Genomic DNA, 12,810 nt, shown 5'->3' with positions numbered 1-12,810 from the left:
CGAATCCTGCGTTGCCCGGTGCGCGCAATCTTCATGTACTTATGGCAACGAAAGTTGCTGTTGCGGTTTTGAAAGAGAGCTATTACTTACTATTTTTACCAACGTGTAAAATAGCCAGAAAGGCTTCTTGTGGGAGTTCGACATTGCCAACTTGTTTCATCCTCTTTTTGCCTTCTTTTTGTTTTTGTAATAATTTTTTCTTACGACTGACATCACCGCCGTAACATTTTGCCAATACATTTTTACGCAATTGTTTTACCGTAGAGCGGGCAATAATGTGATTACCGATAGCGGCCTGAATGGCGATATCAAATTGCTGACGTGGGATAAATTCTTTCATTTTTTCTACTAAATCACGACCCCGATATTGGGCGTTGTCACGATGGGTGATCAACGCCAACGCATCGACACGCTCGCTATTAATCAGCACATCAACCCGCACCATATCCGCCACTTGAAATCTAATAAAATTATAATCTAACGAAGCATAACCCCTGGAGGTTGATTTCAGACGATCAAAAAAATCAAGCACCACTTCAGCCATGGGAATATCATAAGTCAAGGCAACTTGGTTGCCGTGATAAACCATGTTTTTTTGCACCCCACGTTTTTCGATACAGAGTTTGATGACGTTACCTAAATACTCCTGTGGTAATAACATATGGCATTCGGCAATGGGCTCCAGTAACGCTTGAATATTATTTAATGGGGGCAGTTTTGATGGGCTATCAACGTATAGGATCTCGTTGCTGGTGGTTTGTATTTCATATACTACGGTGGGGGCTGTAGTAATCAATTCAAGATTGTATTCACGTTCCAGACGTTCTTGAATGATTTCCATATGTAGTAATCCAAGGAAACCACATCGAAAACCAAACCCTAGCGCAGTAGAACTTTCAGGCTCATAAAATAACGAAGCATCATTCAGGCTGAGTTTGCCAAGTGCATCACGGAAAACTTCATAATCTTCAGAGCTGATGGGAAATAAACCTGCATAAACCTGTGGTTTCACTTTTTTAAAGCCAGGTAAAGGGGTTTCAGCCGGTTTATGGCTTAACGTCAGGGTATCACCTACCGGCGCGCCCAAAATGTCTTTGATGGCACAGACTACCCAGCCGACTTCGCCGCAATTTAATTGATCGCGATCAAGCCGTTTTGGTGTAAAGATCCCTAAACGATCAGCATGATAACTCTGCCCTGTGCTCATGACTTGAATTTTATCGCCTTTATGCAGGGTGCCATTTTTAATGCGAATTAAAGCAACTACGCCTAAATAATTATCAAACCACGAATCTATAATCAGAGCTTGTAATGACCCTTCAATATTTCCTGTTGGTGGGGGAATATCACGTACCAAACGTTCCAGTACATCGGCTACACCAACCCCTGTTTTGGCTGAACAACGAACCGCATCAATAGCACTAATACCCACGATATCTTCAATCTCTTGCGCGACACGATCAGCATCAGCCGCCGGCAGATCAATTTTATTCAGCACCGGCACCACTTCCAGATCCATTTCCATCGCGGTGTAACAATTAGCTAATGTTTGCGCTTCCACCCCTTGACCTGCGTCAACGACCAATAATGCGCCTTCGCAAGCGGCCAATGAGCGGGAGACTTCATAAGAGAAATCAACATGCCCTGGGGTATCAATAAAATTAAGCTGATAGGTCTGACCATCCTGAGCTTGGTAATTTAGCGTAACACTTTGTGCTTTAATCGTGATGCCACGCTCGCGTTCTAATTCCATAGAATCGAGCACTTGTGCCGCCATTTCACGTTCGGTTAACCCGCCGCAGATCTGAATAAGACGATCAGATAGCGTTGACTTACCGTGATCAATATGGGCAATAATGGAGAAATTTCGTATTAACTTCATTGATAAATTCTTGCTCTTAGGAGAGGGGATTGCTGTTTTTTATACACTATAGCCAAACCAGTTTAATTTAATTCTGTGTTGTCGTCGCTTGCCGTACTATTTGTACTGTCTGTACTCCTCCGCCTTGAATCAAATTAAACTGATTCGGCTATATGCCCTTCGCCTTTGAAGCTGCCGCTAGGCGGCCAGAGCGTGAGACCCGATGAGTGTAGACATACTACGTGATTCGGGCGAGGGCTCGCAGCCAATAACGTGGTGGCTTCAAAGGCGAGGGGTATATCAATTCAAATTCGTTTGCATATTACACTAGACTGCTTGCATAACCTACTGTGTGTTTGAAATCTTCTTTAGCAGGGGCTGAAAATAGTAGACTTCTTTCGAGAGTGACGTTATTTCACATCTATCCCTTTAGCCTGCAAATCGGCATGATAAGAAGAACGAACAAGAGGACCACAAGCCGCATGAGTAAATCCCATCGCCGTAGCTTGTTCTTTCATTTCATCAAATTCACTTGGACTCACATAACGCTGCACGGGCAAATGGTGCCTACTTGGTTGTAAATATTGTCCTAAGGTTAACATAGTGACATCATGGCGACGTAAATCTTGCATAACCTCAATAATCTCTGCTTTAGTTTCACCTAACCCCACCATGAGGCCTGATTTGGTTGGGATACTGGGGTGTGCCGCTTTAAAAGCTTTCAATAGTTTTAGAGACTTTTCATAGGTTGCGCCTGGACGTACTTGCCGGTAAATTCGGGGCACATTTTCCAGATTGTGGTTAAATACATCAGGGGGGGTTTTAACTAAAATATCCAACGCCCGATCCATACGTCCACGAAAATCGGGTACTAATGTTTCAATTTTAATGTCTGGATTTTCTGCGCGGATCGCTGAAATACAATCAGCAAAATGTTGCGCGCCGCCATCACGTAAATCATCACGATCTACCGAGGTGATCACCACATAACGTAATCCCATATCTTTAATGGTTTGCGCCAATTTTTTGGGTTCATTGCTATCGGGTGGCAGGGGACGCCCATGCGCAACATCACAAAAGGGGCAACGGCGAGTGCAGATGGCGCCCAATATCATAAAAGTCGCGGTACCATGATTAAAACATTCAGAGAGATTAGGACAAGATGCCTCTTCACATACCGAATGCAGACCATTTTTACGCATGGCGGCTTTGATGGCTTGAATACGATGGGAATCAACCGGCAGTTTTATTTTCAGCCAGTCAGGCTTAGCTAATAATGGCTCAGGCTCGCTCATCACCGTTTTAACCGGAATTAATGCTGTTTTATCGGCATCACGGTATTTTATTCCTGGCTCGATGTGGATCGGTTTGTTCATATTATAAAATTTCTATTGGAGTTGGAGGAGGTTGCGGTAACCAAGCTGTTGGATAAATTTTTTGACCAAAATCGGTTGTATCTCTTCAAGCGTAATAGGGCTACTCACCAATGCACTGACTTGCGTCATTTTCATATTCGCATAACCGCAAGGATTGATAGACGAAAAAGGGGTGAGATCCATGGCGACATTCAGTGCTAATCCATGTAGCGAGCAACCTTTATGTATTCGTAAGCCTAAAGAGCAAATTTTTTGTTGCTGAACATAAATACCAGGCGCTTTAGCATCAGCGTAAGAAAGAATACCGAAACAAGCTAATGTTTGTATTACTGTTTTTTCCATTGCTGTGATTAATTGACGTGGGCTGATCTTTAACCGGTTGAGATCTATCATCAAATACATCACCTGCTGACCAGGGCCATGATACGTAATTTGTCCTCCCCTATCACTTTGAAAAACCGGAATGTCACCCGGTGCCAGGAGATGTTCAGCTTTACCCGCTTTCCCTTGGGTAAAAATAGCGTGATGTTGTACCAGCCAGATTTCGTCTAGCGTTGTTGGCTTGCGCTGTTCTGTCAGATCGTGCATCGCCTGCCATACCAGATGGTAGGGTTTTAACTCGAGTTGTCGCAAAATAATGTGCTCTGGAGGCGAACATGTTGACATAGCATTTCATTTATATTTGTATAGCCGAATCATTTTAATTTTATTCAAGGCGAAGAGTTATAGTACGGTAAGCGCCGACAACACTTAAATCAAGTTAAAATGATTTGGCTACAAGACCACACGAACCAACGGCAGATCTGCCAATTCTCTATATAAGGTTTCTATTTGTTTAATATTCACCGCTTTAATGGTAATAGAGATCGAATGATAGCGGTTTTTGCTACTGGTTGTCACTTTCGGTGCGTAATCTCCTGGCGCGTAGCGTTGCACTACTTCAACCACCTGATCAGGTAATTTTGGATCAGCGATCCCCATTACTTTGTAGGTAAAAAAACAAGGAAATTTAAGCAGTTCATTTAATTTTGTTTTCATTATTTATTTTTATTCCTTTTTTAACCGAACCAGCGATGAAATAGCAGAATGATATGGTCGAGAGCACGGCTGAAGATACCACCTTCTTTTACTTCACTCATGACGACTAAAGGACGCTGATCGATGGTTTTACCATCAAGTTGAAAATTAATGGTACCTACCACTTGATTTTTTACCAGAGGGGCGTGGAGCTCCGTGCTATTGAGAACATAACTGGCTTTCAAATCAGCGATTCTACCGCGTGGAATAGTTAAGTAGACATCTCTTTCTGCACTTAATTGAACGCGATCACTGTCGCCGAACCAAGCAGGCTCTGAGGCAAATTCTTTACTGGCTTTCAAAGGCTCCACGGTTTCAAAAAAACGAAAACCCCATGTCAGCAATTTTTTGCTTTCGATTTCACGTTTTTTACTTGAACTAGCACCCAATACTACCGAGATCAAACGCATGGATCCTTGGGTTGCCGAGGTAACGAGATTATAACCTGCTGATTTAGTATGGCCGGTCTTGATCCCATCAACCTGCAAATCTTTATCCCAAAGTAAACCGTTACGGTTTCGTTGCCGAATTTTATCGAAGGTAAATTCTTTTTCTTTATAGATAGCGTATTCTTCAGGTACATCGCGAATCAATGCTTGGCTAATCAATGCCATATCACGCGCTGAACTGTACTGCCCTTGTGCATCTAATCCATGTACGGTTTTAAAATGTGTATTTTGTAGTCCGAGGGTCGCTGCATAATTATTCATTAGGCTAACAAAGTGATCTTGATCACCTGCAACATAATTGGCCATAGCAACACAGGCGTCATTACCGGATTGTAGATTAATGCCTCGACTCAGATCAGCAACAGAAACGCTATCACCTGGTTTGAGGAACATCAAGGAAGAGCCTTTGAATTGAGGATTACCGGTTGCCCATGCATCGGTACCGATGGTAACCCGATCACTATGACTGATTTTTCCTGATTTAACAGCTTGCCCAATAATATAACTTGTCATTATTTTAGTGAGACTGGCGGGGTCACGTCGGGCATCTGCATTGTCTTCTGCTAAAACTTGGCCTGAATGATAATCCATCAGAATATAAGCTTCAGCGTTTATTTTAGGTACGTTAGGGAGAGGATTATTTAAACTGGTATTTTTTGTAAAAGAGGTGTCCGCGAAAGAAGTGGTACCTATCACCATCGCACTGAAAAACACGATGCTATTGATTAAAAATGAATTAAAAATATGTTTCATCAGCTGTCCCGCTATCAGTAAAAACAAGTCAATAGTGCCGCCACTATAACAAAAGTGGATGTCTCGATTTTATAAATTTTTGGATAACATTTTTCGATGGGAATGTATTGACATAATAATGCCAAATCCGGCCATTAAGACAATGAGGGCTGAGCCTCCGTAACTAATTAACGGCAAAGGTACGCCCACAACGGGCAAGATCCCACTTACCATACCAATATTAACAAAAACATAAACAAACAAAATCAGCATCAAGGCTCCGATCATCACACGGCCAAAAGTGGTTTGTGCACGAGCGGCGATGATCAAGCCTCGCATAATGATAGATAAATAAAGTACTAATAAAACTAATACGCCGAATAATCCTAATTCTTCCGCCAAGACAGCAAAAATAAAGTCAGTATGGCGTTCAGGTAAAAATTCTAACTGTGACTGAGTACCATGTAACCAACCTTTACCGAATAATCCCCCGGAGCCAATGGCAATTTTTGATTGGATAATGTGATACCCTGCCCCCAAAGGATCTTTTTCCGGATCAAGCAGCATCATGACGCGATCATGTTGATAATCATGCATCAAAAAAAACCAAAGAATAGGAATAAAGGCAGCGACCAATAAAACAGCAACGCTAATTAAACGCCAACTCATTCCTGCGAGGAACAGCACAAATAAGCCAGAGAGTGCAATAAGGATCGCGGTGCCCAAATCGGGTTGTGTTGCTACCAGTAAAGTGGGGGTAAAAATAAGAATGAGGGCGATCAGGGTATTTTTAAACGATGGCGGGCAAAGATCACGATTCATAAAACGTGCCACCATCAAAGGTACTGCAATTTTAGCAATTTCGGAGGGTTGAAAACGGATAAAACCGAGATCAAGCCAGCGCCTTGCTCCTTTGCTGATTTGGCCAAATACACCAACCAGCACCAGTAAAACAATACAAATAAGGTAAAGATAAGGAGCCCAGCTCTCGTAGGTTCGTGGCGGGATTTGCGCCATCAGCAACAGCGTAAACAAACCGAACACTATCTGTGTGATCTTACGCTCCATCATGCCGACATCCTGCCCACTGGCACTCCACATAATAAAGGCGCTATAAGCTAATAAAAGCAAAATACAGATAAGTAACGGCATATCGATATGAATTTTAGACAATAGCGCCTGTTTTTGGTGATTATCCGTCATCGCGTAATGGCCTTTCTGTGTTCGAGAGCTGAAGCTCTGCATTCGGTAATGTTTTTTCGTTGTCATTGCGCAGCGCATAGTCGAGGATCTGGCGTGTAATACTCCCTATACTGGCACCCGAGCCCCCGTTTTCTAACACAATAGTAACGGCTGCCCTTGGATTATTAAAAGGGGCAAAGGCCGTCATTAATTTATGATCGCGCAAACGTTCGGCAATTTTACTTGCATTGTAGGTTTCATAACTATAAACCTGTGCAGTACCTGATTTAACCGCCGCTTTATAAGGGGCGTCAGCAAAACTTTTGTGAACGGTACCATTAGGACGATTAGCAACACCATACATCCCTTCTTTTGCTATTTCCCAATACTGAGAATCAATATCGCTCATCTGAACCAGTTCTTTCTGTTGGTAAGGTATCAATACGCCCTCTATTTTTGTGTTTGCTAATAGATGAGGGCTTTTGACAACCCCGTTGTTGACTAGTGTCATTAATACCTTTGCCATTTGAATGGGGGTTGCGCTCCAATAACCTTGACCTATGCCGACGGGGATAGTATCTCCTAGATACCAAGGTTTTTTATGACGTTTTTGCTTCCATTCACGGGTTGGCATTACACCGGAAGCTTCTTCGGATAAATCGATGCCAGTGTACTCACCATAACCAAATTTTGTCATCCATTCCGATAATCGATTAATACCCATGTCGTACGCTATCTGATAAAAAAAAGTATCGGATGACTCTTCTATGGCTTTCACAATATTGACACGACCATGACCCCATTTTTTCCAGTCACGAAAGCGTTTTTCTGAGCCAGGCAATTGCCACCAGCCAGGATCAAACAGGCTGGTATTTTTGTTGATCACTCCGGCACTCAGTGCTGAAACTGCGATATAAGGTTTGACCGTTGAGGCGGGCGGATAAACGCCTTGAGTAGCACGGTTGATGAGAGGGCGGTTAGGATCATTGAGTAATGTTTGATAATTTTTCGTCGAAATGCCATTGACAAATAAATTTGCGTCATAGCTTGGATTAGACACCAAAGCTAATATACCGCCGGATCGTGGATCAGTCACCACCACGGCAGCACGGCTGCCACTAATTAATTTTTCGATGTGGATTTGTAATTTTAGATCCAATGTTAAGTAAATATCTTTTCCCGCTTGCGGAGGCTGCTCCTTTAATTGCCTTATCACTCGGCCTCTATTATTAACCTCCACTTCTTCATAACCTGTTTTGCCGTGTAAAATGGATTCATAATAACGTTCTATTCCCAATTTACCTATATCATGCGTTGCGGCGTAATTCGCTAGTACGCCTTCTTTATTGAGGCGTTCCACTTCTTTATCGTTGATTTTGGCAACGTAGCCGATGACATGAGTCAAGCTAGCCCCATAGGGATAATAACGCCGTTGATAACCGTTGACTTCTATACCGGGGAAATTAAATTGATTGATGGCAAAACGCGCAACCTGTACTTCGGTAAGAGGGGTTTTTAGTACAATTGAAGTAAAACGGCGTGAACGTTTGCGTTCTTTTTCAAAGTTAGCGATATCTTCGTCGGTCAATTCAACGATTGGCCGTAATGCTTCCAGTGTTGCGGGCAAATTTTCTACTTTTTCTGGCATCAATTCCAGCTGATAAATAGTACGATTTAACGCTAATGGCTCGCCATTACGGGCATAAATAATGCCACGACTTGGCGCAATGGGAACCAGTTTGATGCGATTTTCATTAGAACGTGTTTGATAAATTTCAAAACGAGTAATTTGCAGATGGTATAAATTCGCGATTAAAACCGCGCTTAACACTAGAACACCAAAAACGGCAATTAAAGCACGGCGAACGAAAAGGTCAGACTCTGCTGAGTAGTCACGAAAAGGGGTACATTTTTTTTTCATTCGGCTAATGCTATTTCATTTTATTCAGGTTGATCTTCCAATTATCCCCGATGGGTAAGGGTGGCTGCTCTTATTGATGTTGATGGCTCTTGATACTGATTGTGCGTTGACAGGTTCTCCGACTGAAATTGTTGAGGGGAGCCTGCCTTGAAAGGTTGGGTTTTACAGCACATTGGATAAAATATATCGCAAAAAAAGAGGGATCACCACGTTACCCCAAAAAATAACAGGTTAAGGTAAAATTTCCTTTCAGAAGAACAAATATTGCTCTAAATAACAGCAAAATTGTTAACCTAGACTAAACTGGTTAGAGATTTCCAGCCAACAAAAAAGGAAAATATCATGGTTAACGGTTACTATGAAATTAAAAAAGCGAAAAACGGGCAATATTATTTTAATTTAAAAGCAGGCAACCACGAGATTATCTTGACGAGTGAGATGTATGTTAGTAAAGCCTCGGCAGAAAATGGTATCGCTTCGGTACAAACGAATTCCCCCGATGAAAAGCAATATGAAGTGAAGCTTAATGTTAGAAATGAACCTTATTTCTTATTGAAAGCTAAAAATCATCAAGTCATTGGTAAGAGCGAATTTTACAGTTCTGATGCAGCAGCCCAAAAGGGGATTGCTTCTGTTAGCCGTAATGGCAAGACAACGGATGTGCGCGATCTTAGCGATAAGGAACTGTAATTTTTAGTAGACTTCTGGCAAAACCTACTGCGTGGTACGAAGTTAAATCTTCAGTAGGTTTTGCCAGGAGTCTACTTTTTTGAATAGACCTCTTTCCAAACCGTAGTTCGTTATGCTAAGTCAAGGTGCCCGGCGGGGGCGCTTCGTTGCCATGCAGTACATGAGGATTACGAGCACCGAGCAATGCAGAATTAGCGTCACGCAGTAGGTTTGAAAAGAGGTCTAATAAAAATCATCCGTTCTCATCAACAAATATCCCCCCTTGTCCAAACATTAATAATTGTCCGTTTAGCCATATTGGGGTAACAAGGGGCGTATTATGCTGTGTAAAATCATCTATTAATCCATCGACCATGAGACCGGAAGTGGGATTATGGTAAAAAATAGGCGTGTAATGGTATTGAAGTTGTTGTCCTGGTAAGGATTTTTGCACGAACTTCCCTCTAAAAATAAAGCGATTATCATTTGGATCAATAATAGTACTGATCAGTGTATTTTGGCTGATAACTATTTTGGCATCATAAATTTCTTTTTTTTTCGACAGTAAATCGTAAAAACCAATTTGTAGGTGATTTATTTTTTTATTTGTCGTTAACTCGCTAGCACTAAAAACGGAAGACGGGGCTAGCCATTGGATTATCATTAACAGGATAAAATTAGTTATCACAGGGAAGCATTTCATTCATTTTTCTCTCTGTTTCACGGTAAATGAGATGATTTAGATTTTTATTGTCAAGACGCCAATGATAGATGCTCATATTGAGCTGTTGTTTTTTACAATCATTCTCAATGACGAAGGTGTAATCGAGTTTACGTAGTGATAGATGATAATAAATACTCAAGCGCATTTTTTTTGCTTTACTGTTTTTATTAAGTAAAAACAGCGTATCTTTTAATCTATCATGAAGATCGTCTTCATTTTTTATGCGCTGCGTCATATCCTTTATTTGAAATAAACGGATATGGCTATAAAGATTCTGTTTTTGTTCTTCGGCAAAGAAATGGGGTGATGAATGGCTATGAGGATTGATAACAAACAGAATGCAGCCACTGACCGCAATCGTTAATAAAAGAGTGAAAATTATTTTGACTCTCGCTAATAAAAATATTTTTTTTGCCAACAACCACCAAGAAACCAGAATCGATTTTTTCGTGTTAAAGTTTGGGCTATGGGTTACTGTCAGCTGAAAGCGATCTTTTTCAGCTGGCTGAAAAGCGCTGTTATTATCTTGATATTGTTTATTTTGATCTTTATCTGCATCATGATTATTGTCATCAGTGAGGTTATACCCTTCGCCTTTGAAGCCGCCACGTTGTTGGCTGCGGGTGCTCGCCGAATCACGTAGTTGTCTACGCTCATCGGTCGGTCGCCCTGGCCGCCTAGCGGCAACTTCAAAGGCGAAGGGTATATTTTTCGGATGAATGTTTTCATTTGCCGATGAGGGATCCTCTTGTTCGATAGCGATACAATAAGAAGCATCGAATAAATAACCTTTTTTAGGGATGGTTTGAATAATACGCTGTTGTTTTTTATTATCATTCAGTGCGCTCCTCAAGGTATGAATTGCATTGGGCAGGCTATTGTTACCAATCACACGTTTTTCCCACACTAAATGGGTCAGTTGATCACGAGAAAGGATCTCGCCTGCATGCTGTAACAAGATATCGAGCAATTTTAGTTGATACTCACCAAGGCGTCTTGTCTCACCAGAATATTGATGAGTCATGCAACCGGAATAAAGATCAATCCGCCAATTATTAACAGAATATAAACGTTTTTTCATGGCAATGATTCAACATATACCCAATGAATTTCGAGTGACGGCAAGGCGGTAATCAATTGAATCCCCGAAGTGTATAAGTAGTACATGATAGGGTGAGAGATCGTTGCCAACGCCGCCGTAACTTGAAAGGCGAAGGCTATATAAGCAAAAAGTGTCATGTCAATCCTTATATTTACCTAAATAGCGAAAAATATTCCACTTGGTATCCGATTTACCTTCAGATAATAGTTTTAATATAAGACAATGAATATTTTTGATTGTCTTTTTTTTAATTTTGTGTTTTTCAACATTGTTGAAACAAGAGATAGACATTTTAAATAAAATTTAAGTTATTTAATCAATTTAATATTTTTACTCTACAAAGAAAAAATAATCAATAGTTTGATGATTAATAGACTAATTTCTTTTGATTTTGCGTCAGGACAAAATTGAATTGTTTTTATATATTCTTGAATTTAATTGATAAATATTTAATTTTCACACTGCTATGATAAAGATTTCAATTAAATTTAAGAATTGTTAATAAATATAATTAATTATGTAAAAAATATGTTTTTTCTGGTTCGATATTAATAATTTTACAACAAGCTTAAATAAGTCGGTTTTTTATTTAAAATTAGCCAAAAAATGTCGATTCTTCATTCCTTTTATCCCTGATTTTATTATTTTAATCGCCGATTATCTTAATTAAATTGATTTAATTTCTCCGATGCAAATGTCGCTTATATCAGGTACCAACAAGGAGCTAATAGGTAGCCCCTTCATTAAGGAGATATTAATCATGCCAGTAAGCTCAGTAACTTCGACTAATGCCCATGCAGCGATTAGAGACAGTAACAAAGAAATGGATATGGCTTCGGATAGAATTGCCCGTAATTCACGTAATTTAAGTCCATCTGAAGAACAAATTCTTAACGGTATGAAAGCGGCTGCTAGTGGGACACGTGTTGCTTTGCGTAACCTTTCTGACGCAACCTCTATGTTGCAAACAATGAAGGGTGAGTTAGAAGAAGTAGGCGCGATCATTGTGAAAATGGATGATCTGGCTTTGCAGGCGGCTAATGATACCTTTTCCGCTGAAGAGAAAGCGGCACAAACCAAAGAATTTAACAAATTGGCTGAGCAATTGGAGTCTATATTTGAAAAGAGTAACTACAGAAACGAAAAAATCCTGAGTGAAGACGGCCTGTTGAGCCGTGAGGCAGGGCTGAAATTCCAAACGGGTACCGGCAAAGACGATCAGTTAAAACTGAACTTAAAAGAAGCCGTAAAGGCATTACGTGACCTTATTAAGGCGGGGGATTCTGATGCTCTTAAAAGCTTAGATCTAGCTGCTGCTGATGTTCCCGCCAAAGCCATTGATATATTAAGTAAAGCACGGCAACAGTTAGGTAATATACGTGCAGAGTTATCTGTCAATATTAATCTTTTGGGGCACATAACCAATAGTGTAAACAATACATTAAAAAGCAACACTGATTCCCAAGGTAACCTAACGGCTATCAATCTAGCTGAAGATATGGAAAATTTTCATAATGCGATGCGAAACAACAATTTGTCTTTGAAGATGTTGAATAAAAAGCAAGAAGCACGGGAATCATTGATACGTAGCGTATTGAATTAAAGCCCTCAAACTTTAGTTTAGATTTTCGATAATTAAAAACACCGCTTTAGGGCGGTGTTTTTATACTCAATTTACTGCCGCTTTCCGCTAGAAACAAAAAAGAGAAAAAATGCT

11 protein-coding genes are annotated in these 12,810 nt (G+C 40.6%); 2 read left to right on the top strand and 9 right to left on the bottom strand.

The features are described from left to right. Positions 1 to 82: 82 nt before the first annotated feature. The 7 genes from lepA to mrdA all read right to left on the bottom strand — a co-directional run bounded on the left by lepA (position 83) and on the right by mrdA (position 8,598). Complete coding sequence (gene lepA, locus AACL30_RS04690) at positions 83 to 1,882, bottom strand: translation elongation factor 4 (protein ID WP_006704473.1); 1,800 nt, start codon at positions 1,880 to 1,882, stop codon at positions 83 to 85. A 389-nt stretch (positions 1,883 to 2,271) separates the two neighbouring features. Continuing rightward, positions 2,272 to 3,237 carry a lipoyl synthase gene (gene lipA, locus AACL30_RS04685; RefSeq protein ID WP_339057879.1) on the bottom strand — a complete coding sequence of 322 codons (966 nt, stop codon included), beginning with the start codon at positions 3,235 to 3,237 and terminating at the stop codon, positions 2,272 to 2,274. Between the two features lie 12 nt (positions 3,238 to 3,249). Next, a complete protein-coding gene (gene lipB / locus AACL30_RS04680) occupies positions 3,250 to 3,903 on the bottom strand; it encodes a lipoyl(octanoyl) transferase LipB (RefSeq protein WP_006704470.1) in 654 nt (217 codons plus the stop codon). Positions 3,904 to 4,011: 108 nt separating this feature from the next. After that, a complete protein-coding gene (gene ybeD / locus AACL30_RS04675; RefSeq protein ID WP_339057878.1) occupies positions 4,012 to 4,275 on the bottom strand; it encodes a DUF493 family protein YbeD in 264 nt (87 codons plus the stop codon). A gap of 20 nt (positions 4,276 to 4,295) precedes the next feature. After that, positions 4,296 to 5,516, bottom strand: a complete 1,221-nt coding sequence (dacA, locus tag AACL30_RS04670; protein ID WP_339057877.1) for a D-alanyl-D-alanine carboxypeptidase DacA — start codon at positions 5,514 to 5,516, stop codon at positions 4,296 to 4,298. 69 nt (positions 5,517 to 5,585) lie between these two features. Next, a complete protein-coding gene (gene mrdB, locus AACL30_RS04665) occupies positions 5,586 to 6,698 on the bottom strand; it encodes a peptidoglycan glycosyltransferase MrdB (protein WP_339057876.1) in 1,113 nt (370 codons plus the stop codon). Continuing rightward, entirely contained in the window at positions 6,688 to 8,598 is a 1,911-nt protein-coding gene (gene mrdA, locus AACL30_RS04660) for a peptidoglycan DD-transpeptidase MrdA (RefSeq protein ID WP_339057875.1), read from the bottom strand. The genes mrdB and mrdA overlap by 11 nt, the downstream gene beginning before the upstream one ends. 342 nt (positions 8,599 to 8,940) lie before the next feature. Between mrdA and AACL30_RS04655 the strand changes: the two genes are divergently transcribed. Further along, the gene (locus AACL30_RS04655; RefSeq protein ID WP_339057874.1) at positions 8,941 to 9,288 is read left to right on the top strand and encodes a YegP family protein; all 348 of its coding nucleotides are present in this window, start codon (positions 8,941 to 8,943) and stop codon (positions 9,286 to 9,288) included. A gap of 232 nt (positions 9,289 to 9,520) precedes the next feature. Here the strand turns inward: AACL30_RS04655 and AACL30_RS04650 are convergent, their stop codons facing one another. After that, the gene (locus AACL30_RS04650) at positions 9,521 to 9,970 is read right to left on the bottom strand and encodes a hypothetical protein (protein ID WP_339057873.1); all 450 of its coding nucleotides are present in this window, start codon (positions 9,968 to 9,970) and stop codon (positions 9,521 to 9,523) included. Beyond that, the gene (locus AACL30_RS04645; RefSeq protein ID WP_339057872.1) at positions 9,945 to 11,072 is read right to left on the bottom strand and encodes a transcriptional regulator; all 1,128 of its coding nucleotides are present in this window, start codon (positions 11,070 to 11,072) and stop codon (positions 9,945 to 9,947) included. The genes AACL30_RS04650 and AACL30_RS04645 overlap by 26 nt, the downstream gene beginning before the upstream one ends. 781 nt (positions 11,073 to 11,853) lie before the next feature. Here AACL30_RS04645 and AACL30_RS04640 point away from each other — a divergent pair. Continuing rightward, the gene (locus AACL30_RS04640) at positions 11,854 to 12,696 is read left to right on the top strand and encodes a hypothetical protein (protein WP_339057871.1); all 843 of its coding nucleotides are present in this window, start codon (positions 11,854 to 11,856) and stop codon (positions 12,694 to 12,696) included. Positions 12,697 to 12,810 lie beyond the last annotated feature (114 nt).

Origin of the sequence: Candidatus Regiella endosymbiont of Tuberolachnus salignus, assembly GCF_964020115.1 — a bacterium.
Classification (GTDB): domain Bacteria; phylum Pseudomonadota; class Gammaproteobacteria; order Enterobacterales; family Enterobacteriaceae; genus Regiella; species Regiella insecticola.
The sequence above is the reverse complement of the archived record's forward strand: the minus strand, read 5'-3'. Positions and strand labels throughout refer to the sequence as shown.